A 26,912-nucleotide genomic window follows, 5' to 3' on the forward strand; every position below is an offset into this window, starting at 1 on the left:
GCGCGGCGTCCGCGTGCTCGTCCGCGTACGGAAGGTGCACCGTCTCCACGCCGGGCAGTGGCTCGACGCCCTCGGCGACCGCCACCAGCGTGGGTGCCGCGTCGTCCAGGACGCGGGCGCCCGGCCGTACGGCGGTGCCGTGGGTGTCGACGACGACCCGCAGCGGCTGGGCGGCGCCCTCGATGCCGCGCACCGCGAGCTGCGGGTCGTCGGCGCGCTGGGTGCCGGAGCCGACGACGACGGCGTCGCACTCGGCGCGCAGCCGGTGCACGTCGGCGCGGGACGCTGCGGAGGTGATCCAGCGGCTGGAGCCGTCGGCGGCGGCGACGCGGCCGTCGAGGGTGGCCGCGTACTTCCAGGTGACGTGGGGGCGGCCGGTGCGGACCGAGGTCAGCCAGGCGGTGTTGACCGTCTCGGCCTCCTCGGCGAGCAGGCCGGGCTCGACGTCGACGCCGGCCGCGCGCAGGGTGGCGGCGCCGCCGGTCGCGTCGGGGGTGGGGTCGGCGACGGCGTACACGACGCGGGCGATGCCGGCGTCGAGGAGGGCCTGGGCGCAGGGGCCGGTGCGGCCGGTGTGGTTGCAGGGTTCGAGGGTGACGACGGCGGTGCCGCCGCGGGCCTTCTCGCCGGCCGCGCGCAGCGCGTGCACCTCGGCGTGCGGTCCGCCCGCGCGCTGGTGGTAGCCCTCGCCCACGGTCTCGCCGGTGGCGTCGAGGACGACGCAGCCGACGACGGGATTGGGGCTGGTGAAGCCGAGTCCGCGCGTGGCGAGCGCGAGGGCGCGTCGCATGGCGGCTGCTTCGGCTGCGGTGGCCACCGGGTCCTCCTGCCTCTTCGGGCACGGACTCCGGGGCCTGTCGATGACGACAGAATTTCACGAGCAGGGACACCGGCATCGCTCATCGCCGGGACCGCCGACGCCGAAAGAGACCGGTCCCCTGCGGAACCGAGCCATTACGGCGACACAGCACACATGACACATGTGCCCGCTCGCCGCGCACTGCCTCCCATCCGGACTTTCACCGTCGGTCCAGGAGTTTCACCTGGTCAACCGACCGCTGGAGGCGGCCGGGTCGCGGACTGTAACCGCCGGTTCGGAATTGCACCGACCCCGGAGTGCGCTGCTTCTGGTACCAGGCCAGTGTGCCACGCCTGGTCACGGCCGCGCGGGCGAGATCCTGTGGGCTGGCTCACAGGAGATCCGAGGGACCGCGCGGGGAGATTGGTCCATACCTATTGACGCTCTGGTCTAGTCCTCTTAACGTCTGCGTCACTCCGAGGAGAGGCCCGTCCGGTGTGCGCACGCCGTGGGCCACCGTCCCCGTTCGCTGTGCGACACCGAGCCTCCCCAGGAGGAACCGACGTGCCCACCCCCACCCGAGCGAGAACCACGCTCCTGGCAGTCGGCGCCGCGGTCGCCGGACTGCTGATGAGCACCCTCTCCGCGACGGCCTCGCACGCCGCCGACAACGAGTCCTGCCGGCCCGACGGCCTCTACAAGACCCCCGGCGTCGACGTCCCCTACTGCTCCGTCTACGACGCCGAAGGCCGCGAGAAGATGGGCGCCGACCACCAGCGCCGCGTCATCGGCTACTTCACCGGCTGGCGCACCGGCAAGAACGGCGAGCCCGCCTATCTCGCGTCCGACATCCCCTGGAACAAGGTCACGCACCTCAACTACGCCTTCGCGCACATCGGGAGCGACAACAAGATCTCCGTGGGCGGTGCCGGCGAGAAGAACGCCGCCACCGGAATGACCTGGCCGGGCGTCGCGGGCGCGGAGATGGACCCCGCGTACGCCTACAAGGGTCACTTCAATCTGCTGAATAAATTCAAGAAGAAGCACCCGAACGTGAAGACGCTTGTCTCCGTGGGTGGTTGGGCCGAGACCGGCGGATACTTCGGCGACGACGGCAAGCGCGTGAACTCCGGTGGCTTCTATTCGATGGCCACCAACGCGGACGGCTCGGTGAACCAGGCGGGTATCGAGACCTTCGCGGACTCCACCGTCGCGTTCATCAAGAAGTACGGCTTCAACGGCGTCGACATCGACTACGAATACCCGACGACGATGAAGGACGCGGGCAACCCGCTGGACTGGCAGCTCGCCAACGGCCGCCGCGCGGGCCTGGTCAAGGGCTATGCGGTGCTGATGAAGACGCTGCGCGAGAAGCTGGACCGGGCCGGTGCCGCCGACGGAAAGCACTACCTGCTGACCGTCGCCGCGCCGTCGTCCGGCTATCTGCTGCGCGGCATGGAGACGTTCCAGGTCCAGAAGTATCTGGACTACGTCAACATCATGTCGTACGACCTCCATGGCGCCTGGAACGAATACGTCGGCCCGAACGCGTCGCTGTACGACGACGGCAAGGACGCGGAACTCGCGGCGGCGGGCGTGTACGGCAGCCAGCAGTACGGCGGGCTCGGCTATCTCAACACCGACTGGGCCTATCACTACTTCCGCGGTTCGATGCCCGCGGGCCGCATCAACATCGGCCTTCCGTACTACACGCGCGGCTTCAAGAATGTGCAGGGCAGCACGGACGGGCTGTGGGGCAAGGCGGCCTCGACGAACTGCCCGGCCGGGTCCGGGCTCACCAAGTGCGGTGACGGCGCCGTCGGCATCGACAACCTCTGGCACGACAAGGACGACAACGGCAAGGAGTCCCCGGCCGGTTCGAACCCGATGTGGCACGCCAAGAACCTGGAGAAGGGCGTCGTCGGGGACTACGTGACCAAGTACGGCTTCGCCGCCGACACCAAGCTCACCGGCACCTACGCCCGCAAGTACGACTCGACGCTGGTCGCGCCGTGGCTGTGGAACGCCGAGAAGAAGGTCTTCCTGTCCACCGAGGACGAGCAGTCGGTGAAGGCCAAGGCCGACTACGTGGTCGACAAGGGCATCGGCGGCACCATGGTGTGGGAGCTCGCCGGTGACTACACGTACAACGCCGCGAAGGGCCAGTACGAGATCGGTGACACGCTGACGACGGCGATGTACGACAAGTTCAAGTCGGCGTCCCCGTACGGCGCGAAGGTCGCCGGCAAGGACCTGCCCGCCAAGGCCGTCGACATCGGCGTGCAGTTCGGCGAGTTCAAGCTCGGCGACTCCAACTACCCGATCACGCCCAAGCTGAAGATCACCAACAACACGAAAACACCGCTCCCGGGCGGCACGGAGTTCCAGTTTGACTACTCGACCTCCGCTCCCGCCAACGCGTCCGACCAGTCGGGCTTCGGCACGAAGGTGATCAGCAGCGGCCACACCGGCAGCAATGTCGGCGGCCTGAAGGGCGACTTCCACCGGGTCTCGCTGAAGCTGCCCGCCTGGCAGACGCTGGCCCCCGGCGCGTCGGTGGACCTGTCGTTCAACTACTACCTGCCGGTGTCGACCCCGTCGAACTGGACGGTGAACATCGCCGGTACGACGTACGCGCTCGCCGGTGACCTGGCGCGCGGCACGACCGTGGTCGAACCCGGCACGGGCCCAGGACCGACCGACCCGCCGGACCCGACCGACCCGCCCGGCACGTGCACCCCGCCCGCGTGGAACGCGTCGTCCGAGTACGGCAGCGGGACGACCGTGTCCCACAAGTCGCACACCTGGAAGGCCAAGTGGTGGACGAAGGGCGAGGAGCCCGGGACCACCGGAGAATGGGGCGTGTGGCAGGACCTCGGAGCCTGCTGACCGCACGACGGTGACCGCCCGGCTCCGGCCTCGGCGGCGCCCCGGACGGTTCCCCCACAAGCGCCCGGCGGCGGGAAGTACATGCCCTTGCCCCGCCGCCGGGCTCCCCACACGCTGCGCGCCGCCGCCCCCGGGCCCCCAACGGCGCTCACATACTGAAAAGCTCCTCCTGCGCCGCATCCCGCGCGGTGAGCAGCGCCCCCCGCAGAACCGCCGCGCCGCCGAGCGCGCTCGCCCGCACCTCCGTGTGCAACGGCGACATCGCGGCCACCCGTTCCGCCACGCGCTCGGCCAGCGCGTGGCCGCCAGCGCACCCCAGCTCGCCGCCGAGCACCACACACCCCGGGTCGAGCACCGCCGCCACGGACGCCGCGCCGATGGCCACGCGGTCGGCGAGCGCGTCGAGGAACGGGGCGTGGCCCCCCTCGACGGCGCGGCGCACCACCGCGGCGGCGGCCGGCTCGCCCGGCTCCGGCTCCGCCTTCAGCCCGTGCTCCGCGGCCAGGTCCTCCACGGCGGCCGAGCCCGCCAGCGAGTGGAAGCCGCCGTCGCAGGCGGTCGCCGACGGCAGCCCCGCGGTGCCGGGCACGGGCAGGAAGCCGATCTCGCCGGTGCCGCCGGAGGCACCGCGGCGCAGGGTGCCGTCGAGGACGACGGCCGCGCCGGTGCCCGCGCCGAGCCACAGCAGCACGAAGGTGTCGCGGTCGTGCGCGGCGCCGTCGCGCCGCTCGGCGCGGGCGGCGAGGTTGGTCTCGTTCTCCACCAGGACGCGCGCGGGCAGCCGGTCGGTGAGGGCCGCGACCAGGCGGCGGTGCCAGGCGGGCAGGCGCGCCGAGTCGCGCAGATCACCGGTCACCGGGTCGATGAGGCCGGGGGCGCCGACACCCACCGTGTGCAGCCTGCTCGCGCCGCCCGCCCGTGCCGTGCGCTCGACCAGGGCCACGGCCCGCTCCACGGCGGGCCCGGTCCCGGTGCCCCCACCGATCGGCACGGACGCCTCCGCGAGCTGCTCGCCGAGCAGGTCGGCGACGACCACGGTCACGCTGTCGGTGCGCACGTCGAGCGCGGCCAGGTGGGCCCGGTCGGCGACGATGCCGTACACGCGGGCGTTCGGGCCCCGACGCCGCTCGCCCGTCTCCCCCACCACCGCGATCAGACCGGCGTCCTGAAGCCGCTCGACGAGATCGGCGACGGAGGGCCGGGACAGCCCGGTGAACTGCTTCAACTGTCCCGCCGTCAGGGGCCCCTCGCTCTGCAGCAGACGCAGCGCCAGCCGGTCGTTGATGGCCCGAGCGGTGCTCGGTGATGCGGGCATGGCGGGATCCTTCCACAGCGCTCGCGCCGGTCCGTCGGGGCGGCTTCGGTGAAGGGCGCGATATTCGGTTCCCTGATCCTCTTTTATCAGGCAGGGTTCCTGATAGTTTACGGCAGCGGTCCCGGAGGCGACGGTGGAGGGGCGGAGCGGATGAGTGAGGGGCAGGGCCAAGTGGTTTACGGCAAGGCGCAGTTGAGCCGGGCGCGGCTCGCGGTAGCGGTCATCTTCTGCGTGCACGGCTCGGTCGCCGGATCGTTCGCGACCCGGGTGCCGTGGATCCAGGAGCACGCCGACCTGAGCGCCGGCATGCTCGGTCTGGCGCTCGCGTTCCCGGCGATCGGCGCCTCGGTGGCGATGCCGCTCGCGGGCTGGGTGAGCCACCATTTCGGCGCCCGCGCCGCGCTGCGCGGGCTGCTCGCGCTGTGGACCCTGGCGCTCGCACTGCCCTCGCTCGCGCCGAACCTGGTCACGCTCTGCGCGGCGCTGTTCGTGTACGGCGCCACGTCCGGCATGGCGGATGTGGCGATGAACGCGCTCGGCGTCGAGATCGAGACCCGCATGGACAAGTCCATCATGTCCGGTCTGCACGGCATGTGGAGCGTGGGCGCCCTGCTCGGCTCGGCGGGCGGCACGGTCGCGGCGCACCTGGGCACGGACGCGCGCGTGCACCACACGCTGGCCGCCGCGGTGCTCACCGTGGCCGGCCTCATCGCCTGCCAGGGCGTGCTCGACCTGCGCAGCGCGCCGGAGGAGGAGCCGCCGCCGCGCTTCGCGCTGCCGCCGAAGTCGGCGCTGCTCATCGGCACGGTCGGCTTCTGCGCCGTGTTCGCGGAAGGGGCCAGCCTGGACTGGTCCGCGGTGTATCTGAAGGACGTACTCGACTCCTCGGCGGGCCTGGCCGCCGCGTGCACCACGGGCTTCACCCTGACGATGGCCATCGCCCGGCTCGTCGGCGACAAGGTCGTGGACCGGTTCGGCGCGGTACGCACGGTGCGCGTGGGCGGGGCGTTCGCCGCGCTCGGCGGCCTCCTCGTGGTGACGGCGCCGCACGCGGCCCTCGCCATGACCGGCTTCGCGCTGATGGGCCTCGGCATCGCCGTCGTCGTGCCGCTGGCCTTCGCGGCGGCCGGGCGCAGCGGCCCCAACCCCAGCCAGGCCATCGCGGGCGTGGCCACGATCACGTACACGTCGAGCCTGATCGCGCCGTCGGCGATCGGCGCGCTCGCCGACGCGACGAGCCTGGTGGCCTCCTTCGGCCTGGTCACCGTGCTCGCGTGCGGGGTCATGGCGTTCGCCGGGGTGCTGCGCACGGCAGGGCGGGCGTCCGCACAGGCGCCCGCCGCTCAGGCGACGACGGCCGACCGGAAGGGCTGAGGCGGCCTCACCCCGCGATCGAGTCCAGCTGCTCGGCCGCGGGGCGCAGTGCCCACAGGTCGCCGCCGGGCGGCGTCTCCAGCTTCGGCACCGCCGCCCTGGCGGTGGCCGAACCGGCGTCGGCGGCGGCGTGCACGATGTCGCTCGCCGCGTACCGGCGGAACTCCCTCTCGGGGTGCGGCCACGTCGCGGCGCCCGTCGCGGCGGGCAGCAGATAGTCGACCGCCTTGAACAGGCTCTGCCCGTCCGGGCCTTCGTACGCCCACAGGTTCACGCCGACGTGCTCGCCGATGGCGGCGAGGCGCGTGTACGCGACCAGGTCGAACGTCGAGTAGTGCCAGCTGCGGGTGCGGGTCAGCTCCTGGGGCTGGCTGCCGTCGGCGGCGATCTGCGGGTCGATGCGCTTGGCGCGCGCGTCCAGGACGGTCTCGCGCGCGAGCCGCTTGTCGCCGTTGGCGTAGGCGAGAGCGGCGAGCTGCATGTCGTAGAAGGTGCCGTGGTTGTTCTTCGCGGCGGCCTCCTGCTGGCCGAAGTCGCTGTCCACCAGCCACTTCTGGAAGCTCTTGGTCCAGGACGACATCTTCGTACGGTCCGTCCTGGTCCAGCCGGGCGCGCCGGTGCCGAGGATCGCGATCGCGTCGACGACGGACGTGTACGACTGCGAGAAGTCGATGATGCCGATGGCCCGGCCGTCGTACTTGCAGGGGATGAACTGCCCGTGGTTCAGGTTCGGGTTCATCCGCGTCGCCGGGTCGAGGAACCAGGTGCGCAGGATCTTCGCGGCGTGCTCGGCGTACTTCCTGTCGCCCGTGTAGTACCAGGCGAGGGTCAGCTCGTACGTCGAGTCGAAGACGTTCTCCACGTCGCGGCGGTCGGTGCCGGTGTCGACCTCGGGGTTGCGCTCGCCGTCGCGCTGCTCGTACGGGCAGCCCCAGGGGTTGTCGGGGGTCTTGGGCTCGGTCGGCCACCAGTAGGGGGCCTGGCTCAGGTAGTCGTGGGGGTCGCCGCTGGGCGCGGGCTTCGGCTTGTCGACGACCGTCCACGGGCCCTTGCCGAGCCATCCGTCGGCGCGAGCCGTCAAGCCCCGCAGGGCGAGGCGGAGTTGAGGATCGCCTTGGCCGAGCCGCCGCTTGGCGTCGGCCAGACGTCTGCCGTCGAGGACGGCCGTGTCGGGGACCTTGGGCCTGGCGGCGGCCGCGGCCGCGGGGGCCGCCGGGGCAGGGGCCGCCGGAACGGCCGTCATCAGGAGGGCGGCGACGGCGGCCGTGGCGGTGAGCAGGGCGCCGATGCGGGTACGGGCACTCATCACTCTCCCATCAGATACATGAACTCCGTTCAGTGACTTGGCCATGTCAACGTACCGGAAGCGCGCCGGAAAGAACCCACCCTTACCTCGCATTAACATGTCGACGCTGATCGTCGACATGACGACACAGCCCGCCCCCTCGACGACATGGCCCGTCCCTGCGACGACACGGCCCGTCACCCGCGCACAGAAAGCGAACTCACCATGGACCTCGGCGTGCGCTGGAGACTGCACGGGGACGGGCGCACCCCCGCGCCCGGAGCCGTCGTCCGCCCCGATGAACGGCTCTCCTGGCCCCGGACCTTCGGCCTCGGCGCCCAGCACGTGGTGGCGATGTTCGGGGCGTCCTTCGTCGCCCCGGTCCTGATGGGCCTGGACCCGAACCTCGCGATCATGATGTCGGGCGTCGCGACGGTCATCTTCCTGCTCGCCACGCGCGGCCGGGTGCCCAGCTACCTCGGCTGTTCCCTGTCCTTCGTGGGCGTGGCCGCGGTGATCCGGGCGCAGGGCGGCTCCAGCGCGACGGTGACGGGCGCGGTGTTCGTGGTCGGCGCCGCGCTGTTCCTGGTGGGGCTCGCGGTGCAGCGGTTCGGGGCGCGGATCATCCACGCCGCGATGCCGCCGATCGTCACCGGCGCGGTCGTGATGCTCATCGGCTTCAACCTGGCTCCGGTCACGGCCGCCACCTACTGGCCGCAGGACCAGTGGACGGCACTGTTCGTGATGCTGTTCACCGGATTGGCCGTGGTGTGCCTGCGCGGATTCTGGTCACGCGTCGCGATCTTCCTGGGCCTGATCTTCGGCTACGCCCTGTCCTGGCTCCTGGACGCCGTCTTCGGCAAGATCCACTCGCTGGACGGCTCCGGCAAGCTCACCGACCACTGGCGCCTGGACCTCTCCGCGGTCGGCCACGCGGACTGGATCGGCCTGCCGTCCTTCCACGCCCCGAGCTTCGAGTGGTCGGCGATCCTCGTCGCGCTGCCCGTCGTGATCGCGCTGGTCGCGGAGAACGCGGGCCACGTCAAGGCCGTCGGCGAGATGACCGGCGACCCGCTCGACGACAAGCTCGGCACCGCGATCTCCGCGGACGGCGCCGCGTCCATGCTCTCCACGGCGGTCGGCGGGCCGCCCAACACGACGTACTCCGAGAACATCGGCGTGATGGCCGCGACCCGCGTCTACTCCACCGCCGCGTACTGGGCGGCCGCCGCCTTCGCCCTCCTCTTCGGCCTGTGCCCCAAGTTCGGCGCGGTCGTCGCCGCTATCCCGGGCGGGGTCCTCGGCGGCATCACGGTCATCCTGTACGGCATGATCGGCCTGCTCGGCGCACAGATCTGGATCAACGCCGAGGTGGACCTGCGCAATCCGCTGAACCTGGTCCCGGCCGCCGCGGGCATCATCATCGGCGTCGGCAACGTCTCGCTGAACTTCACCGACAACTTCTCCCTGAGCGGCATCGCCCTGGGCACGATCGTCGTCATCACCGGCTACCACGTCCTGAGGGCGTTCGCTCCCGCCCACCTCAAAACCCAGGAACCCCTCCTGGATGAGGGCACGTCGAAGTACGACGACGAGCAGCCGAAATAGCCGACCGGCGGTAGCAGATCAGCCCGTCCGGCGCTTGAGGACGGGGCCCGAAGGGCCAACAAGGGGGGAAAGGGGCGAAGCCCCATGGGAACGCGGCCCAAGGCGCCCCGCCAGATCCCCCTTTCTGGGGAAGCGCCTGCCAGCCGCCCCCAAGTCTCGCCCCCCGGCTGGGACCCTGCCCCCATGGCGCAGACCGAGGGGTTGGCCGAGCACAAAGTCGACGCAGTCGTGGCACGCATGCGTGCCCTGGACGCCTCGTGGCCGCACCGCGACGGCGTCGCCGTCTTCAACCGCGTGTATCTGGCGGTCACGCGGGAGGTCGGCCGGGGCGTCGCCGCCGGCCGGTTCCCGGACGCCACGGCCGCCGTCACCCTCGACGTCCGCTTCGCCGAGCGCTATCTGGAGGCCGTGGACGCGGCGGCGGCCGACCGGCTCCCGCCCGCGTGCTGGCGCCCGCTCTTCCAGCTCCGCCGCCACCCCGGCGTACGGGCCCTGCAGTTCGCGCTCGCGGGCATCAACGCGCACATCGGCCACGACCTGGCGCTCGCCGTCGTGGACACCTGCCACGGCCTCGGCTGCGAACCGGCGGACCTGGAGGACGAGTTCGACCGGGTCGGCGACGTCCTCGTCTCCCTGGAGGAACGCATCCGGGAGGACCTGATGCCGGGCCCCGACCTCTTCCAGGTGGCCGACCCGCTCACGCATCTGCTCGGCTCCTGGAGCCTGGACCGGGCCCGCGACGGGGCCTGGTCGGCGGCGCGCGTGCTGTGGGCGTTGCGGGACTTCCCGGACGTGGCGGAGGAGTTGCGGGGGCGCCTCGACGACGCCGTGGGACTCGTGGGGCGGATGCTGCTCACGCCGCTGCCGGATTGAGCGCGGTCCCGGTTAGCGTGGGCGGGTCCGTCCCCGACACACAGGAGCCGCAGTGCCCTCTTGCCGACTCGGCCTTGGCCTCCCGCAGATGAAGCACTTCGACCTCGGCCGCGACCTCCCGATGGTGGCCCGCCGCGCCGAGGAAATCGGTTTCGACAGTCTCTGGGTCTTCGAACGCGTCCTGTTCCCCGAGGCCCCGGCCCAGGGCCTGTACGGCATCCCCGGCAAGCCCTGGCCCGAGAACTACCGCTCGGTCGCCGATCCCCTGGTCGCACTCACACTCGCCGCCGCGGTCACCGAGCGCGTGCGCCTCGGCACCGGCGTCCTGGTGGCGCCGCTGCACGTACCCTTCCAACTCGCCCGCGCCCTGGCCTCGTTGGACGCGGCGAGCGGCGGGCGCGTGGTCGCGGGCCTCGGCACGGGCTGGTCCCTGGACGAGTACGCGGCGGCGTCGGTGGCGCCGTACGAGGAACGCGGCGATTTCCTCGACGAGGTGCTCGGCGTGTGCCGGGCGGTGTGGGGTCCGGACCCGGTCGCGTACGAGGGGACCTGGACGACGATCACCCCGTCCGAGGTCGGTCCGAAACCGGCCCGGCCGATCCCGGTGCTGCTGCCCGCGGGCAGCCCGCGTGCCGCACGCAGGCTTGTGGACCACGCCGACGGCTGGCTGCCCGTCGCGTCCGGCGCCGCGCGCCTGGCCGAGCAGTCGCGGCAGCTCGAGGATCTGGCCGCCGAGCGCGGCCGTACGTCGCCGATCCGCACCGTCCTGCGCGCCAACACGCGGTACACGCCGAAGGCGTACGACGGCCCCGACCGCGCTCCTTTCCGGGGCAGCGTCGAGCAGATCGTCGACGACCTGGTGGCGCATGCCGAGGCCGGAGCGGAGGAGATCCTGGTCGACCTCCAGTCGAGCGTGCGCGACGCGCGGGAGCTGAGCGACGTGGCCGCGGAGGTGCACGCGGCGGCGCGGGCGGCCGGGCTCTGAGGGCCCGGGGCCCCACGGCGGGGCCCCGGAATCCGCTCAAGGACAGGCTCTCAGTCCTCCGGCAGCTCGACCGGCGCGATCTCGTCGTAGAGGTCGCCGGGCCCGGGGTTCGTCGCGTCCGTCGCGCCGCCGAGGTGGTGCATGACGCCCCACACGGCGTTCAGCGCGGTCGTCACGGCGCCCTCGGCCCAGCCGGCCGTCCAGGAGATGTCGTCGCCCGCGAGGAAGATGCCGCGCTTGTCCTCGGGGAGGCGGTCCTGCATGAAGTGGGTGAACAGGCGCCGCTGGTAGCGGTAGTGGCCCGGCAGGTTCGCCTTGAACGCGCCCATGAAGTAGGGCTCGTTCTCCCAGGACACGGTCACCGGGTTGCCGATGATGTGCTTGCGGATGTCGACCTTGGGATAGATCTCGCCGAGCGACTTGAGCATGACCTCCATGCGCTCGTTCGCCGACAGCGGCAGCCACTTGAGGCTGTCGTCGCACCAGGTGTAGGAGAGGCAGATGACGGCGGGCTGGTCCGGCCCGTTGTCGAGGAGGTAAGTACCGCGCGTCATCCGGTCGGTGAGCGTCATCGACATCACGTCACGGCCCGTCTCCTCGTCCTTGTCCAGCCAGAACGGCCGATCCACGGGCACGAAGAGCTTGCTGGACTCCATGTAGTGGGTCCGCTCCATCGCCGTCCAGTGGTCGATGGGGAACAGCGAGTCGTCGCACTCGATCTTGGAGAGCAGCATCCAGGACTGCGCGGTGAAGATCGCCGCCTGGTAGGTGCGGATGTCGCCCGACGCGTCCGTGACGGTGACGCGGTTCCCGGCGGTGCGGTGCAGACGGGTCACGGCGGGCTTCGGCTCGCCGCCCTCGTGCAGCGAGCTCAGCGACGTACCGAGCGCCCAGTGCACGATCTTCTGCGGCTCGCGCTCCCACAGGCGCAGCGGGAGCTGCTGGCTGCCGCCGACGATGCCGCGGTGGTGGTCGTCGGCCTCGGTGTAGACGACGCGCAGGATCTCCAGGATGGAGTTCGGGAAGTCGGTGTCCCAGCCGCCGGTGCCGAAGCCGACCTGGCCGAAGATCTCGCGGTGCCGGAAGGACTTGAACGCCTCGGACTCGCAGAGGAAGCCGTAGAACGTCTGGTTGTCGAGCTTCTCGACGAGCTTCGCCCAGATCTCGCGGATCTTCGGGACGTCGCGCTCGCGCAGGGCGCGGTTCATGTCGGAGAAGTCGGCGCCCTCCTCCAGACAGGCGTTCCAGGCGTTCATCACGTCGCGGTAGACCTGCGGCAGGTCGTCGACGGACGTCGCGTAGTGGGACTCGCCCTTGAGGTCGACGACCGTCGAAGGGGTCGACTCCGCGAGGGGGTTGGGGAAGGGCTGGGTCTTGAGGCCCACCAGGTCGATGTAGTGCTGCAGCGCCGTCGAGGACGGCGGGAACCGCATCGCGCCCATCTCGGCGGTCAGCGACGGGTCGCAGCCCTCGAAGCCGACGGTGCGAAGGCGGCCGCCGATCTGGTCGGCCTCGTACACGACGGGCTTGAGGCCCATCTTCATCAGTTCGTACGCGGCCACGATGCCGGACAGGCCGCCACCGATGACGGCGACCTCGGTGCCGTGCTCGGTCGCGGGTATCTGGCCGAGGCCCGCGGGGTGCGCGAGGAAATCGTCGTACGCGTAGGGGAAGTCCGGCCCGAACATGGTGATCGGCGGCTGCGCGTCGGTGTGCTGGACGGCGTTGGGCACCGTGGACGTCATGGGCTACGGACTCCTTGCGGGAACGGCGGAACGGCGGAGCGGGGCAGGCGGAAGAGGAGGGGCGCTCGGGCGACCCTCAGGTCAGGGACCCGTACAGGCCGGGGCGGCGGTCGCTCAGGTAGGGGTTGGCCTCGCGCGAGGCGGCCAGGAAGGCCGGGTCGGCGTCAGCGAACACCAGCTCCTCGCCGCGCCCGGCCCGCGCGCGGGCGACCCCGTCGGGCCCGGCGAGCGCGGACAGGCCGACGAACTCGAACTCGCCCTCGGGGCCGACGCGGTTGACGTACGCCACGTACATCTGGTTCTCGAAGGCGCGCACCGGCACGACGGACTCGGCGACGAACTGGAACGGGTGCATCTGCGCGGTCGGCACGAGCAGCAGGTCGGTGCCGGCGAGGGCGTGCGCGCGGACGTTCTCCGGGAACTCCACGTCGTAGCAGATCATCAGGCCGACCCGCAGGCCGTCCAGCTCGGCCTGGACGACGGGCTGTTCGCCGGGTGTGAAGTGGTCGCGCTCGAAGCAGCCGAAGAGGTGGGTCTTGCGGTAGTTCGCGAGCCGCGCGCCGTCCCGGCCGATGAGCTGGACGGAGTTGAAGACATGCTCGCCCGCGCGCTCCGGGTAGCCGTAGGCGACGGCGAGATCGTGGCGTACGGCGATGTCGGCGATCGCGTCCGCGGCCTCGCCGTCGGCGGGCTCGGCCAGGCGGGGCACGTCGTCACCGATCGCGTAGCCGGTCAGGAACATCTCGGGCGTCACGAGCAGCCGGGCGCCCGCCGCCGCGGCCCGCTCCGCGGCTTCCTCGACGACCTTGAGGTTGGCGGCGACGGAGCCGGGACGCCCCGAGCTCTGGAGCAGGGCTGTGCGCAGCGGCGGCATGGCTGACCTCAGGGGCGTGCGGAGGGGCAGGAAGGGCGACAAAAAAGCGTCAGGGGTTCGCAAAGACGGTACGTTCCGCGGTCGTGGCCGGGCAAGACGCGACCGTTGCGCCGCTCTGAGCGATTTGTTGCGCCTGGGGCGAGGGCGGCGGCGATTCGTTGCGCGTGGTCCGCGGCCATGGTCGTACGGGTGCTCAGCCCTCGGGCGCACACCCGGCGGCGGCTCCTCCCCCGCGCGGCGGAAGCGGAGAGCAGCCCTGGGCGGGACGCCCGGAGGCCCCCTGCCACGGGATCGTGATCTCACCCGGAAACGCCGGGCGAACAGCCTGAACGAACAGACGGAGGGCTTCCCGTGAGCCGTATCGCCTTCACCCGCACCAGCACCCGCGCCCTCACCGTGGGCGCCGCGGTCCTCCTCACCGCGGGGGCCGCGGGGGCGGCCATGGCGTCCGGCGAGGACGTCACACACCCTGGCCGGTCGATCGCCGCGCACTCCGCGGGCAAGGCCGAACCCCGCGAGGCGGCCGCGCTGACCGGCAAGGCCAAGCTGTTCCGCAAGACCACGGAGGACGTGACGTTCACGTTCGACGCGCACCTGGCCAAGAAGGACGTCAAGCGTCCGGACAGGGCGACCGGGACGTTCAAGTTCGTGCACCTGGAGAAGCCGGGCGGCAAGGGCGGCTGGGCCAAGGGCCGCATCGACTGCCTGGTGACCGGCGGAAAGGTGGCGACGACGACGGGCATCATCACCGAGACCAGTCCCGGCCTGATGGAGAAGACGAGGGGCGGCCGCGTCGGCTTCAGCGTCCACGACACGGGCAAGGACAAACTGGACCGCGTCGGCTACAGCTGGGCGGCGACGGGCGGCCCCACCGGCGACAAGAAGCTCCCGAAGTGCAACAGCGCGGCCCCGTTCGAGAAGGTCAAGCAGGGCACGGGCGACTTCCACGTAGTGCCGTGGAAGGTCCCATACCCCACCTCCTGACGCTTCCGGGTGCTGCCGCCCGGACGGGGGTCAGGCGGCGGCACCCGGAGGAACTGTTCCCCAAGGGGCGCGGGGAACTGCGCGACAAGCCACGGCGCGCCCGCAGTCGCGAGGCCACCGAACCAGGCAGCCCTCTAGGCGGGCGAGCCGGAGGAGAATCGCCGCATCAGCGGCGAAAGCACGAGCACCGACTTGGTGCGCTCAACAAACGGCTCCCCGGCAATCCGCTCAAGCACCCGCTCGAAGTGCCGCATATCCGCGGCAAAGATCTGCACGATCGCATCCGCCTCCCCGGTAACGGTGGAGGCGGACGCGATCTCCGGGTACCGCTCAAGACCCCGCTGAATCGCCTCCGGCGAGGTATTCCGCCGACAGTAGATCTCGATGAACCCCTCGGTCTCCCAGCCGAGCGCGGCCGGATCGACACGGACGGTGAACCCGGTGATCGCTCCGGTGGCCCGCAGCCGGTCCACGCGCCGCTTCACGGCGGGCGCGGACAGGCCGACGAGCTGGCCGATGTCGGCGTAGGAGCGGCGGGCGTCCTCGGCGAGGGCGTGCACGATGCGTTCGTCGAGATCGTTCAGTCGCACAGGGGGTCGTTCACTTTTCTGCGTGTCGCTTCACGCGTGTCACTTCACTGCGGAGACCTCTCCGGCGGGCTCGGTCTCCAGACGGGAGCGGCGCATCCCGTACAGGAAGTAGAACACGAGCCCGACGGCCATCCAGACACCGAAGACCACCCAGGTGACGGAGTCGAGGTTGAACATGTTGTACGCGCAGAAGCCGAAGCCGAGGACCGGGAAGAGCCAGCCGAGCGGCACCCGGAAGGTGCGCGGCATGTCCGGACGCGTCCGGCGCAGCACGATCACGGCGATGTTGACCAGGCCGAAGGCGAAGAGCGTACCGATGCTGGTGGCGTCGACGAGCTTGCCGAGCGGGATGACGGAGGCCAGGGCGCCACAGAACAGGGACACGATGACGGTGTTCACGCGGGGCGTGCCGGTCTTGCCGCTGACCTTGGCGAACTTCTTGGGGACGAGGCCGTCGCGGGACATCGCGAACAGCACGCGGGTCTGGCCGTAGAGAACGGTCAGGACGACGCTGGCGATGGAGATGACGGCGCCCGCGGCGAGCAGGGTGCCCCAGACGGACTGGCCGGTGACGTCGTTCATGATCGCGGTCAGCGACGCCGCGGAGTCCTCGAACTCCGTCCAGTTCCACGCGCCGACGGCGACGGCGGCGACCAGGACGTACAGCGCGGTGACGATGATCAGCGAGAGCATGATCGCGCGGGGCAGGTCGCGCTGCGGGTTCTTGGCCTCCTCACCGGCGGTGGAGGCGGCGTCGAAGCCGATGTAGGAGAAGAACAGGCTCGCTCCGGCGGCGCTGACGCCGGCCACGCCGAGGGGCATGAAGTCGGAGTAGTTGCCGGACTTGAAGCCGGTGAAGCCGACGGCGCAGAACAGCACGAGGGCCGCGATCTTCACGATGACCATGATCGTGTTGGCGCGGGCGGACTCCTTGGCGCCGCCGAGCAGGAAGACCATGGCGAGCAGCACCACGATCAGGCCGGGCAGGTTGATGATGGCGCCGTCGACCTCGCCGGGCGCCGCGGACAGCGCGTCCGGGATGGTGACGCCGATGGTGCCGTCGAGCAGCTCGTTCAGGTACTCGCCCCAGCCGACGGCGACGGCCGCGACCGACACGCCGTACTCGAGGACCAGGCACCAGCCGCACACCCAGGCGACGAGTTCGCCCATGGTTGCGTATGCGTACGAGTACGAGGATCCGGCGACCGGTATGGAGCCGGCCAGCTCGGCGTACGAGAGGGCCGAGAAGAGCGCGGTGAGGCCGGCGATGACGAAGGACACCGTCACGGCGGGGCCGGCCTTGGGGACGCTCTCGCCGAGCACCACGAAGATGCCGGTGCCGAGCGTCGCGCCGATGCTGATCATGGTCAGCTGCCACATGCCGAGGGTGCGCCGCAGCGAGCCGCCCTCGCCCTGGCCGCCTTCCGCGACCAGGCGTTCCACCGGCTTGCGCCGCATCAGTCGAGTGCCAAGGCCCGCCGTGCCCTGAGGGCTTTGGCGGGTCTGCGGGGGTGCGCCCTGATCGAGCACGCGCGGGCTCCTTCATCGCTGCCGGTAGAGGTGGCAGGGAGCCGCGGCGGTCCACACAGGAAACGGGAACCACCGAGCAGGCAGTCCCCGCCACGCCACGTACAGCGCCCGACTCTACGAGCTGGCAGTTCCCGCCCGTAATGCAGCAACGTTGCGCATCAACGAAAGATCATTGCGTACGACGCACCTGAGCGCATGTTCGTTGCGCCGCCCGTTTAGTCCGTTGCGTTCCGGCAGGAAAAGACGACAGGCGGGTCCTGCCCCCGAAGGGGCAGGACCCGCCTGTCGAGGGGCGCGGGGAACGGCGCGATCAGCCCCCACAGCCCGCAGATCCAAACGATCCGATCCAACAGTCCCGCACAGCGCAGCGTCTAGCTCCAGCTGGCGTGCAGCGGCTTACCTTCGGCGTAACCGGCGGCACTCTGAATGCCGACGGTCGCCTTCTCGGCGAACTCCGCCAGGGACGCCGCGCCCGCGTACGTGCAGGAGGAGCGGACGCCCGCGATGATCGAGTCGATCAGGTCCTCGACGCCGGGCCGGGCCGGGTCCAGGAACATCCGGGAGTGCGAGATGCCCTCCTCGAACAGCGCCTTGCGGGCGCGGTCGTAGGCCGACTCCTCGCTGGTGCGGTTGCGCACGGCGCGGGCCGAGGCCATGCCGAACGACTCCTTGTACAGGCGGCCGTTGGCGTCCTGCTGAAGGTCGCCCGGGGACTCGTACGTGCCCGCGAACCAGGAGCCGATCATGACGTTCGACGCGCCGGCGGCCAGCGCCATGGCGACGTCACGCGGGTGCCGGACGCCGCCGTCGGCCCACACGTGCTTGCCGAACTTCGCGGCCTCGGCGGCGCATTCGAGCACCGCGGAGAACTGCGGGCGGCCCACGCCGGTCATCATGCGCGTGGTGCACATGGCGCCGGGGCCGACGCCCACCTTGATGATGTCCGCGCCGGCCTCGACGAGGTCACGCACGCCCTCGGCGGCGACGATGTTGCCGGCCACGATCGGGACCCGCGGGTCGAGCGCGCGCACGGCCTTGACCGCGGCGATCATCGACTCCTGGTGGCCGTGCGCGGTGTCCACGACGAGCGTGTCGACGCCCGCGTCGAGGAGCTGCTTGGCCTTGCCCGCCACGTCGCCGTTGATGCCGACGGCGGCGGCGACGCGGAGCTTGCCCTGCTCGTCGACGGCCGGGGTGTAGAGGGTCGCGCGCAGGGCGCCGGTGCGGGTGAGGATGCCGGCGAGGCGGCCGTCCTTGTCCACCGCGGGCGCGTAGCGGCGGTTGGCGCCGTCCAGCTTGTTGAAGGCGTCGATCGGGTCGATGTCCGCGTCGAGCAGCAGCAGGTCCTTGGACATGACCTCGGAGAGCTGCGTGAAGCGGTCGACGCCGGTCAGGTCGGCGTCCGTGACGACGCCGACGGGCCTGCGGTCGGCGTCCACGACGACGCCCGCGTTGTGGGCGCGCTTGGGCAGCAGCGCGAGGGCGTCCGCGACGGTCTGCGTGGGGTCGAGGACGATCGGGGTGTCCAGGACGTGGTGGCGCGTCTTCACCCAGGAGATGACGTCCGTGACCACCTCGATCGGGATGTCCTGCGGAATGACGACGAGGCCGCCGCGGCGGGCGACGGTCTCGGCCATGCGGCGGCCCGCGATCGCGGTCATGTTGGCGACGACCAGCGGGATCGTCGTGCCCGTGCCGTCCGGCGACGCGAGGTCGACGCCCTGGCGCGAACCCACGGCGGAACGCCTCGGCACCATGAAGACGTCGTCGTACGTCAGGTCGTACGCGGGCTGGATGTCATTGAGGAAACGCACGTGCTGCTCATCCCAGTCGATCAGAGGTGGCCCCCGAACAGGACAGCCGGGGGAAAAGCACGTACTTCATTGTCCCATGCCGGAGGGATTGCGCTGCCTGGGACGATCCCCCAGACGGCGCGTGAAGGCCCTGGTCGGATCCTCCAAGCGCGCGGCCGGTCCACGCCGGTCACGGGGGTCACCGAGGGGTCTCAGCCCGCCGACGGCTCCACCACGAGCACGACCTCCAGGCCCCGCTCGGGCTCCTGCCCCTGCCCTTGCTCCCGCCAGTACGCGACCGCGTCGGCGAACACCTCCTGCGCGACGGCCCAGTCGTCCGGTGCCGCCTCCGCGTACTCCCGCCACCCGGAGACGACGAGCAGCCGCCCTCGCGCGCCCGGCGCCCAGGACAGGTCGGAGAGGCAGTCGGCGAGCGCGTCCCAGTTGCGCCCGAACCAGTCGGGCAGCGTCAGCGCCGTGGCGCAGCGGTCCATGAAGGCGGCCTTGTCGCGCACGCCGGTCAGGTCGAGCGCGAGCGTGCCCCAGCCGGTGCCGCGCACGGCGTCGAGGACGGGCGCGAGCGGCCCGCCCTCGTCTGCCCGGTCCGCACCGTCAGCCGTCGTCACAGCGTCGTCTCCCTCATCTCGGTACCGTTCATCTCGGTACCGCTCATCTCAGTACCGCTCATCTCAGTACCGCTCGGAACGACGCGTAATGGTCGTCCGTGTAGTACGTCTCGCCCTCGCGGCCGGTCACGATACGCCGGGCCCCGCGGTCGCGCTCCCCGGGCGTGCGGACGGTGTACTCGCGGTAGTAGCCGCGTGTCTCGCGGGGCAGCTCGCCCTCGAAGTTGCCGAAGACGCTGCCGTCCTTCCGGTACGGGAAGGGCCCGCCCTCGTCGATGAGGCGCAGCGTCCGCCGTGCCTCGGCGGGCAGCCGGCCGGCCTGGACGGTCTCCATGCCGCGCGCCCACGCGGGCGTCGACGCCGCGTCGCCCGTGGCGCCCTGCCGCTCACTGCCGCATCCCGTCACGAGGACGGCGAGGCAGATCAGGACCGCGCCGAGCAGACGGCCCGGGGACCGGAAGATCATGCGCTCGATGCTGTCACAGCTTCCCCGCCCCGGCGCGCGCCGACGCCCACGCGCCGGTCACCACCCCCACCTCGATGAGCCCCTCGCGCGGACTAGTCGTCCGGGTCCGCCCGGTCAAGCGCGGGCCGCGGCGCCGATCCGGCGATCAGGAGCTGGTCCGCCGCGGCCGTGTCCGTGACCAGGCTGGTGACCAGGCCGGACCGCAGCACCGCGTCGATCGCGGCGGCCTTGCGCTGGCCCCCGGCGATCGCGACGACCTCGGGGATGCGGCGGAGCCGGTCCGCCTCGACGGTGATGCACCGCTCCCCCAGGTCGCGCCCGACCCGGCGTCCTTCCGCGTCGAAGAGGTGCGCCGACATCTCCGCGGCGACGCCGAGCGAGGCGTAGTGCGCGCGCTCCTCGTCGGTGAGCATGTCGTGGACCGTGGAGATGCCCGGCTCCCAGGAGCCGATGGACACGGCGGCGACGGTGACCTTGTCGAAGTACTCGAAGGCCCGCGCGATGCCGGTCTGGTGGCGCAGCGCGGTGGCGGTCGCCGCGTCCGGGAGGAGCATCGGCGCGTAGATCGGGTGGGCGTCGCCCCCGGAGACCTGCGCGGCCCGCCGCACCGCCTCGACCGAACCGCGCTCCGCGGTCCCGGCGTCGTACACGCCCGTGAGCTGCACGACCGTGCACGGCGGCAGCACATCGAGCGCGGCCGCCATGTGGATGGTCGAGCGCCCCCAGGCGAGCCCGAGCACGTCGCCCTCGTTGACCAGCTCGGCGAGGAGCCCGGCCGCGACCTCGCCGAGGTTCTCCGGGTCGGGGGAATCCTCGATGTCCTCGGTGGCGGCCGGGGACTCGACGACGACCGCGTGCCGCAGGCCGTACCGGGCGCGCAGCGCGTCGGAGCGCTCGGCGTCCAGCTCCGCGGGCACGCGGATCTCGATCCGTACAAGGTCACGTTCGAGAGCGGTCTCCAGGACCCGCGCCACCTTGAAGCGGCTGACGCCGAACTCCTCGGCGATCTGGATCTTGGACTTGCCCTCGAGATAGAAGCGGCGGGCCATGGCCGCCGCCTGCACCAGCTCCGCGGGTCCCATCCGCATGGCTGACCGACCCGCCGACATGGCCGACACGGCGCTCTCCTCACTGCTGTTCACCACATACGTACACCTGGATTCGCTGTTCATCCTTGCAGATCCGGCGTACTTGATCAGCCCTGATGGGCCGCGTTCACGTTCCCGTGGCCAAGCCGTTGGCCGCGCGGCGGCCCCGTCGTGCCCGCCGTACGGCTCAGTGACCGCACGCCCACCCGGCGGACGCCGTGGCCGACTCGGCCTGAGTGCGCAGTGCACGTACCGCTTCTGCCGGGTCGTTCGCCCCGTACACCGCCGATCCGGCCACGAAGACGTCGGCGCCCGCCTCGGCGCAGCGCTCGATGGTGGAGGCGGAGACTCCGCCGTCGACCTGGAGCCACAGCTGGAGACCGTGCTTGCTGATGAGCTCGCGGGTGCGGCGGATCTTGGGGAGCATGATGTCGAGGAAGGACTGGCCGCCGAAGCCGGGCTCGACGGTCATGATCAGGAGCATGTCGAGCTCGGGCAGCAGGTCCTCGTACGGCTCGATGGGGGTCGCCGGCTTCAGTGCCATGGACGCGCGGGCGCCCTTCGCGCGGATCTCGCGCGCGAGCCGCACCGGCGCCGCGGCCGCCTCCGCGTGGAAGGTGACGGATCCCGCGCCCGCTTCGACGTACTGCGGGGCCCAGCGATCTGCGTCCTCAATCATCAGATGGCAGTCCAGAGGCGTGTCCGTCGCCCGTGCCAGGGACTCTACGACCGGCACCCCCAGGGTGAGGTTCGGTACGAAGTGGTTGTCCATGACGTCGACATGGAGCCAATCCGCGCCCTGAACGGCCCGTGCCTCGTCGGCGAGGCGGGCGAAGTCGGCGGAGAGGATGCTGGGGTTGATCTGCGCGGCCATGCCCCAAGCCTGCCATGCCCCGCGGTGGCCGCCCGCCGCGGTCCCGCCAAGGTCACGCAGGGGCGCACGCGGGGTGTGCGGGCCATCTCCCCCGGCCCGCGCACCGCGTGCCATGCTGTCCGTCCACCGGCAGCGTGTGGGGCGGCAGGGGGACAGCCATGCCCAGGACTCGGTCTGGTACTCGGTCGGACGGCGAGCGGCGGACACGCCGGGGCGTGGCCTGGCTGGTCTGCGGGCCACGCACCAAGTGGCTGGTGCTCGTGTTCTGGCTGGTGGCCCTGGTCGTGGCCGCGCCACTGGCCCAGAAACTCACCGACGAGCAGGACAACACCACCTCGTCCTGGGTGCCGCGGTCCGCCGAGTCGACCCAAGTCCTGAACGCCTCCGACGGGTTCAGGCCCGAGACCATGCCCATGGTGATCGTGTACGCCCGCGAGGACGGCCCGCTGACCGGCGCCGACCGGGCCCGGATCGCGGACGGCGTGAGCGAGGTCAAGCAGCTGCGCTCGCACTGGATCCGCGGCGACGAGACCCGCGGCCCGGCCTTCGACAAGACGGGCGACGCCGCCGACCGGGCGCGGGCGGCGCAGGTGTACGTGCCGCTCACCATGAACAACGACACCTGGAACGACCTGCCGGACGCCGTCGACGACGTCAAGGACAAGGTGGGCGGCAGCAAGGACGGCCTGGACGTGTACGTCACCGGGCCCGCCGGCGTCTCCGCCGACTTCGCCAAGGCATTCGCCGACATCGACTCGACGCTGCTGCTCGCCGCGGGCGCGGTCGTGGTGGTGGCCCTGCTGATCACCTACCGCAGCCCGATCCTGCTGTTCGTCCCGCTGATCTCGGTGTTCGTGTCGCTGTACGGCGCGCAGGCGCTGATCTATCTCCTTGCCCGGCACGCGGGCCTGACCGTGAACGGCCAGAGCGCGGGCATCCTCACCGTCCTCGTCTTCGGCGCAGGCACGGACTACGCGCTGCTCCTCGTCGCCCGGTACCGGGAGGAGCTGCGCCGCCACGAGGACCGGCACGAGGCGATGGCCCTGGCCCTGCACCGCGCGGGGCCCGCCGTGCTCGCGTCCGGCGCGACCGTGGTGCTGAGCATGCTGGTGCTGCTCACCGCCGAGATGAACTCCACCCGCGGGCTCGGCCCTGTCGCGGCGATCGGCGTCGCGGTGGGGCTGCTCGCCATGCTGTCGCTGTTCCCCGCCCTCCTGGTGATCTGCGGCCGCTGGCTGTTCTGGCCGGTGGTCCCGCACCTCGGCTCGTCCGACCCGGCGGAGCGGGGCGTGTGGGCGCGCATGGGGCGCCGGATCGCCGGCCGCCCCCGGATCACCTGGGTGGCCACCTCCCTGGCCCTCGCGGTGCTCGCCCTGGGCCTGATCCAGTTGCGCGCGGCCGGGGTCAGCAACGAGGACTCCTTCATCGACAAGCCGGACTCGGTCACCGGTCAGGAGGTGAAGGCCGAGTACTTCCCCGCGGGCGCCGGGGATCCGCTGGTCGTCGTCGCGGACAAGGAGCAGGCGGCCGACATCAGCCGTGCCGTGGCGGGCACCCGAGGCGTGCAGCGGGACAGCGTCGGCGTACCACCGGGGACGAAGGCCGAACACGACGGACAGGTGCTGATCGAGGCGACCCTCACCGATCCGTCCGACGGCCGGCAGGCCAAGGACACGGTGGAGCGGGTCCGTGACGCCGTGCACGACGTGCCCGGCGCGGACGCGCGGGTGGGCGGCGGCACGGCGACGCTGCTCGACATGGACAAGGCGACCATCCACGACGACAAGCTGGTCATCCCGCTCGTCCTGCTGGTCGTGCTGCTCATCCTCGGTGTGCTGCTGCGCGCCGTGGTGGCTCCGCTGCTGCTGATCGGGACGGTCGTCGTGTCGTTCTCGGCGGCCCTGGGCGTCAGCGCGCTGGTCTTCCGCCACATCTTCGACTTCCCGGGCGAGTCCACGGACTTCCCGCTGTTCGTCTTCGTCTTCCTGGTGGCGCTCGGCATCGACTACAACATCTTCCTCACGACCCGTATCCGCGAGGAGGCGGTCCGCCAGGGCACCCGCCCCGGCGTGCTGACCGGCCTGGCCGCGACCGGATCGGTCATCACGTCCGCCGGGCTCGTCCTCGCGGGCACCTTCGCCGTCCTCGGCACGATCCCGATGGTGGGCTTCGTCGAGATCGGCTTCGCGGTCGCGCTCGGCGTCCTCCTGGACACCTTCATCGTCCGCTCGATCCTGGTGACGTCGCTGTTCCTGGACGTGGGGCCGAAGGTGTGGTGGCCGCACAAGCTGTCCCACGAGACAGCTGACACCCGAACTTCAAGCCCACCCGGCATGCGAAGCCCGTCCGGCGATTGAGGACGAGCCGCGAGGCCCGGCGATTGAGGACGAGCCGCGAAGCGGCGACAGCGGGCTCAGCCCGTACGCCGAATGACCGCCAGATACATCGCGTCCGTGCCGTGCAAGTGCGGCCAAAGCTGCACATCCGGCCCGTCACCGAGCGCCGGAACGCCGGGCATCAGATCCCGCGCGTCGACCAGCTCCGCGGCCCCCCACTGCTTGAGCACGTCGTCGACGACGGCCCGCGTCTCGGCGAGGTGCGGCGAGCACGTGGCGTACCCGACGACGCCTCCGACGCGCACGGACTCCAACGCCGTACGCAACAGCGCACGTTGCAACGGAGCAAACCCCTCCAGGTCCTCCGGCCGCCGCCGCCAGCGCGCCTCCGGCCGCCGCCGCAGGGCGCCAAGTCCCGTACAGGGCACGTCCATCAGCACCCGGTCGAAGGTCCCGGGCTGCCACGGCGGCCGGGTCCCGTCGGCGGCGACGACCTGGTAGGGGCCGGGGTTTCCGGCCAGGGCCTGGGCCACGAGGCGGGCCCGGTGCGGCTGCTTCTCGGCGGCGAGCAGCGCGGCCCCGCGCTCGGCGGCGAGGCCGGCGAGCATGGCCGCCTTGCCGCCGGGCCCGGCGCAGCCGTCGAGCCACTTCTCGTCGCGCCCTTCGAGCGGCGCGTTCGCGAGTGCGATCGCCACCAACTGGCTGCCCTCGTCCTGGACTCCGGCCCGACCCGCGCGCACCGGCTCCAGGGATCCGGGTTCGCCGCCCTCGCTGAGCCGCACGGCGTACGGCGACCAGCGGCCGGGAAGCGCCGAGTCCGCGTCCAGCGAGTCGAGCAGCTCGTCGGCGGTGGCCCGCCCCGGCCGCGCCACCAGGGTGACCTCGGGCCGCTCGTTGTCGGCTTCGAGCAGGTCCTCGATCCCGGCGCGGCCGCCGCCGAGGGCGTCCCACAGCGCGGAGACGACCCAGCGCGGATGCGAGTGGACGACCGCGAGATGGTCCTCGGGGTCCTTGTCGTAGGGCGGCGCGACCTTCTCCAGCCAGCCGTCGAGATCGTCCTGCGCGACCTTCCGCAGCACCGCGTTCACGAACTTGGCCCGCCCGTCGCCGAGCACGACCCGCGCCAGCTCCACGGACGCGGACACGGCGGCGTGCGAGGGGATGCGGGTGCCGAGGAGCTGGTGGACGCCCAGGTTCAGGACGTCGAGGACGGGCGGGTCGACCTCGCGCAGCGGCCGGTCGATGCAGGAGGCGACGATCGTGTCGTACGTCCCCTGCCGGCGCAGCGTCCCGTACACCAGCTCCGTGGCGAGCGCCGCGTCCCGCGCGTCGAAGTCGCCCTTGTCGCGGGCCTTGCGCAGCAGCGGCGGCAGCACGAGGTTCGCGTAGGCGTCGCGCTCGTCGACGGCCCGCAGCGCCTCGAAGGCGAGGATGCGGACGGGGTCCTTCTGCGGGCGGCGGTACGGCTTGCCGGACTTCCCGGGCCTGCCCTGGGACCCGGGCTTGCCCTGGCCTCCGGACTTGCCCTGCGTACGCGGTCGCCGGCTCGGCTGGTCGTTCAAAGGTGCTCCGCTGCTGGTGATGGGGCGAACCATGCCAGCGTACGTCGCCCGCGCCGACGGCTACGCGCCGAGGCGCTCCCCGGAGGTGATCCGCGCGCCGCGCGCCCAGTCGGCGGCGGCCATCGGCTTCTTGCCCTGCGCCTGCACCCACAGCAGTTCCACGGCGTACGAGCCCGTGCCGACGTACAGGTTCTTCTTGCCGGCGGCGATCTCCCCCGGGGCGAGGTCGGTGCGGTCCGGCACCGGCGTGGCCTGGATCAGCTTGAGGCGCTCGCCGCGGAAGACGGTCCACGCGCCGGGCGCGGGCGTGCAGCCGCGGACCACGCGGTCCACCCGCAGCGCGGGCGCCGACCAGTCGACGGCCGCGTCCTCGACGGTGATCTTCGGCGCGATGCTGACGCCGTCCGCGGGCTGCGGCACGGCGGACAGGGAGCCGTCCTCGATGCCGTCCATGGTCGCGGCGAGCAGCCCGGACCCCGCGAACGCGAGCCGCGTCAGCAGGTCACCGCTGGTGTCGGTGGCCCGGATCTCCTCGGTGACCGTGCCGTACACCGGACCGGAGTCCAGCCCCTCCTCGATCAGGAAGGTGGAGGCCCCGGTGATCTCGTCCCCGGCCATGATCGCGTGCTGCACGGGCGCCGCGCCGCGCCAGGCCGGCAGCAGCGAGAAGTGCAGGTTCACCCAGCCGTGGGCCGGGATCTCCAGGGCGGACTTCGGCAGCAGCGCGCCGTAGGCCACCACCGGGCAGCAGTCCGGCGCGATCTCCCGCAGCCTGGCCTGGAACTCCTCGTCACGCGGCTTCGCGGGCTTCAGCACCTCGATCCCGGCCTCCTCCGCGCGCTCGGCCACCGGGCTCGCGACCAGCCTGCGGCCACGGCCCGCGGGCGCGTCGGGACGGGTCACGACGGCGGCCACCTCGTGCCGGCCGGAGGCGATCAGGGCGTCCAGGGCGGGGACGGCGACCTCGGGGGTGCCGGCGAAGACGAGCTTCACTGGGTGGTACTCCGGATTCTCTGGGGTGGATTCTCTGGGTGGCGGGCGGCGGCGCACCAGTCTATGGGCCCTGCCCGGAGGTTTCCCGGGGGCGTACGCATGACTGTGCGCCCTCTGCATATGCGCGTACGCCCCTGGACCGTGACCCCTCACGGCGTAGCGCGTTGGTCAAGAAAAAGTTGACCACAACGGGCCGCACACGCGGCCCGCTCCTCATTGCACAGGACCGCCAACCCGTCCCCGGGTGCCCACAGCCCCACCCTGCTTGCTTCCCCTCCCCCTCCCCCTTTACCCCCTCTTCCTCCCCTCCCCCCCTTCCCCTC

21 protein-coding genes and 1 riboswitch are annotated in these 26,912 nt (G+C 71.7%); of the genes, 7 read left to right on the plus strand and 14 right to left on the minus strand.

Translation table 11 applies throughout. From position 1 onward, the window contains the following. Positions 1-817: bifunctional diaminohydroxyphosphoribosylaminopyrimidine deaminase/5-amino-6-(5-phosphoribosylamino)uracil reductase RibD (ribD, locus tag STRAU_RS37085; RefSeq protein WP_037664477.1), on the minus strand; the 817-nt coding region annotated here is incomplete at its 3' end. Between the two features lie 176 nt (positions 818-993). Next, a riboswitch (FMN riboswitch) is annotated at positions 994-1,124 on the minus strand. Positions 1,125-1,363: 239 nt separating this feature from the next. On the opposite strand from ribD, the gene STRAU_RS37090 reads away from it, so the two are divergent. Further along, positions 1,364-3,688 (plus strand): chitinase C-terminal domain-containing protein, encoded by a 2,325-nt coding sequence (locus tag STRAU_RS37090; protein ID WP_016645525.1) that lies wholly within the window; start codon positions 1,364-1,366, stop codon positions 3,686-3,688. Between the two features lie 148 nt (positions 3,689-3,836). Here STRAU_RS37090 and STRAU_RS37095 read toward each other — a convergent pair whose 3' ends face one another. Further along, positions 3,837-5,003, minus strand: a complete 1,167-nt coding sequence (locus tag STRAU_RS37095; protein WP_016645527.1) for an ROK family transcriptional regulator — start codon at positions 5,001-5,003, stop codon at positions 3,837-3,839. Positions 5,004-5,153: 150 nt separating this feature from the next. Between STRAU_RS37095 and STRAU_RS37100 the strand changes: the two genes are divergently transcribed. Further along, complete coding sequence (locus tag STRAU_RS37100) at positions 5,154-6,377, plus strand: MFS transporter (protein WP_037664480.1); 1,224 nt, start codon at positions 5,154-5,156, stop codon at positions 6,375-6,377. 7 nt (positions 6,378-6,384) lie between these two features. Here STRAU_RS37100 and STRAU_RS37105 read toward each other — a convergent pair whose 3' ends face one another. Beyond that, on the minus strand, positions 6,385-7,683 hold the full coding sequence (locus STRAU_RS37105; RefSeq protein WP_037664483.1) for an alginate lyase family protein: 1,299 nt from the start codon (positions 7,681-7,683) through the stop codon (positions 6,385-6,387). Positions 7,684-7,887: 204 nt separating this feature from the next. Between STRAU_RS37105 and STRAU_RS37110 the strand changes: the two genes are divergently transcribed. The 3 genes from STRAU_RS37110 to STRAU_RS37120 all read left to right on the plus strand — a co-directional run bounded on the left by STRAU_RS37110 (position 7,888) and on the right by STRAU_RS37120 (position 11,128). Continuing rightward, positions 7,888-9,270: a uracil-xanthine permease family protein gene (locus STRAU_RS37110; protein WP_016645529.1), complete on the plus strand. Its 1,383-nt coding sequence runs from the start codon at positions 7,888-7,890 to the stop codon at positions 9,268-9,270. A 183-nt stretch (positions 9,271-9,453) separates the two neighbouring features. Next, the gene (locus tag STRAU_RS37115) at positions 9,454-10,143 is read left to right on the plus strand and encodes a DUF5995 family protein (RefSeq protein ID WP_016645530.1); all 690 of its coding nucleotides are present in this window, start codon (positions 9,454-9,456) and stop codon (positions 10,141-10,143) included. A gap of 88 nt (positions 10,144-10,231) precedes the next feature. Next, the gene (locus STRAU_RS37120) at positions 10,232-11,128 is read left to right on the plus strand and encodes an LLM class F420-dependent oxidoreductase (RefSeq protein ID WP_016645531.1); all 897 of its coding nucleotides are present in this window, start codon (positions 10,232-10,234) and stop codon (positions 11,126-11,128) included. A 50-nt stretch (positions 11,129-11,178) separates the two neighbouring features. On the opposite strand, the gene STRAU_RS37125 is transcribed toward STRAU_RS37120, so the two are convergent. Both STRAU_RS37125 and STRAU_RS37130 read right to left on the minus strand, forming a co-directional pair. Beyond that, complete coding sequence (locus tag STRAU_RS37125) at positions 11,179-12,873, minus strand: flavin monoamine oxidase family protein (RefSeq protein ID WP_016645532.1); 1,695 nt, start codon at positions 12,871-12,873, stop codon at positions 11,179-11,181. 76 nt (positions 12,874-12,949) lie between these two features. Next, the gene (locus tag STRAU_RS37130) at positions 12,950-13,747 is read right to left on the minus strand and encodes a carbon-nitrogen hydrolase family protein (protein ID WP_016645534.1); all 798 of its coding nucleotides are present in this window, start codon (positions 13,745-13,747) and stop codon (positions 12,950-12,952) included. A gap of 351 nt (positions 13,748-14,098) precedes the next feature. Here STRAU_RS37130 and STRAU_RS37135 point away from each other — a divergent pair, with 351 nt between their 5' ends. Then, positions 14,099-14,731, plus strand: a complete 633-nt coding sequence (locus STRAU_RS37135; RefSeq protein WP_016645533.1) for a hypothetical protein — start codon at positions 14,099-14,101, stop codon at positions 14,729-14,731. A 134-nt stretch (positions 14,732-14,865) separates the two neighbouring features. Here STRAU_RS37135 and STRAU_RS37140 read toward each other — a convergent pair whose 3' ends face one another. From STRAU_RS37140 to rpe, 7 genes are all read right to left on the minus strand, one after another. Next, entirely contained in the window at positions 14,866-15,321 is a 456-nt protein-coding gene (locus STRAU_RS37140) for an Lrp/AsnC family transcriptional regulator (protein ID WP_016645535.1), read from the minus strand. Between the two features lie 39 nt (positions 15,322-15,360). Next, positions 15,361-16,851 (minus strand): amino acid permease, encoded by a 1,491-nt coding sequence (locus STRAU_RS37145; RefSeq protein WP_037664485.1) that lies wholly within the window; start codon positions 16,849-16,851, stop codon positions 15,361-15,363. Between the two features lie 371 nt (positions 16,852-17,222). Continuing rightward, positions 17,223-18,665 carry a GuaB1 family IMP dehydrogenase-related protein gene (locus STRAU_RS37150; protein WP_016645538.1) on the minus strand — a complete coding sequence of 481 codons (1,443 nt, stop codon included), beginning with the start codon at positions 18,663-18,665 and terminating at the stop codon, positions 17,223-17,225. A 191-nt stretch (positions 18,666-18,856) separates the two neighbouring features. Further along, positions 18,857-19,270, minus strand: coding sequence for a barstar family protein (locus STRAU_RS37155; protein ID WP_016645539.1), 414 nt, complete (start codon positions 19,268-19,270; stop codon positions 18,857-18,859). 58 nt (positions 19,271-19,328) lie between these two features. Continuing rightward, positions 19,329-19,736 (minus strand): guanyl-specific ribonuclease, encoded by a 408-nt coding sequence (locus STRAU_RS37160; protein ID WP_016645540.1) that lies wholly within the window; start codon positions 19,734-19,736, stop codon positions 19,329-19,331. Positions 19,737-19,828: 92 nt separating this feature from the next. Continuing rightward, on the minus strand, positions 19,829-20,878 hold the full coding sequence (locus STRAU_RS37165) for a sugar-binding transcriptional regulator (protein WP_037664490.1): 1,050 nt from the start codon (positions 20,876-20,878) through the stop codon (positions 19,829-19,831). A gap of 133 nt (positions 20,879-21,011) precedes the next feature. Next, the gene (gene rpe / locus STRAU_RS37170) at positions 21,012-21,698 is read right to left on the minus strand and encodes a ribulose-phosphate 3-epimerase (RefSeq protein ID WP_016645542.1); all 687 of its coding nucleotides are present in this window, start codon (positions 21,696-21,698) and stop codon (positions 21,012-21,014) included. A gap of 158 nt (positions 21,699-21,856) precedes the next feature. Here rpe and STRAU_RS37175 point away from each other — a divergent pair, with 158 nt between their 5' ends. After that, positions 21,857-24,055 (plus strand): MMPL family transporter, encoded by a 2,199-nt coding sequence (locus STRAU_RS37175; RefSeq protein WP_052029443.1) that lies wholly within the window; start codon positions 21,857-21,859, stop codon positions 24,053-24,055. 56 nt (positions 24,056-24,111) lie between these two features. On the opposite strand, the gene STRAU_RS37180 is transcribed toward STRAU_RS37175, so the two are convergent. Together STRAU_RS37180 and fmt are read right to left on the minus strand one after the other, a co-directional pair. Continuing rightward, positions 24,112-25,596, minus strand: coding sequence for an RsmB/NOP family class I SAM-dependent RNA methyltransferase (locus STRAU_RS37180; protein WP_016645544.1), 1,485 nt, complete (start codon positions 25,594-25,596; stop codon positions 24,112-24,114). A gap of 60 nt (positions 25,597-25,656) precedes the next feature. Further along, on the minus strand, positions 25,657-26,589 hold the full coding sequence (fmt, locus tag STRAU_RS37185; RefSeq protein WP_016645545.1) for a methionyl-tRNA formyltransferase: 933 nt from the start codon (positions 26,587-26,589) through the stop codon (positions 25,657-25,659). Positions 26,590-26,912: the final 323 nt, after the last annotated feature.

The sequence above is a fragment of the Streptomyces aurantiacus JA 4570 genome (assembly GCF_000414115.1).
Lineage (GTDB): Bacteria > Actinomycetota > Actinomycetes > Streptomycetales > Streptomycetaceae > Streptomyces > Streptomyces aurantiacus_A.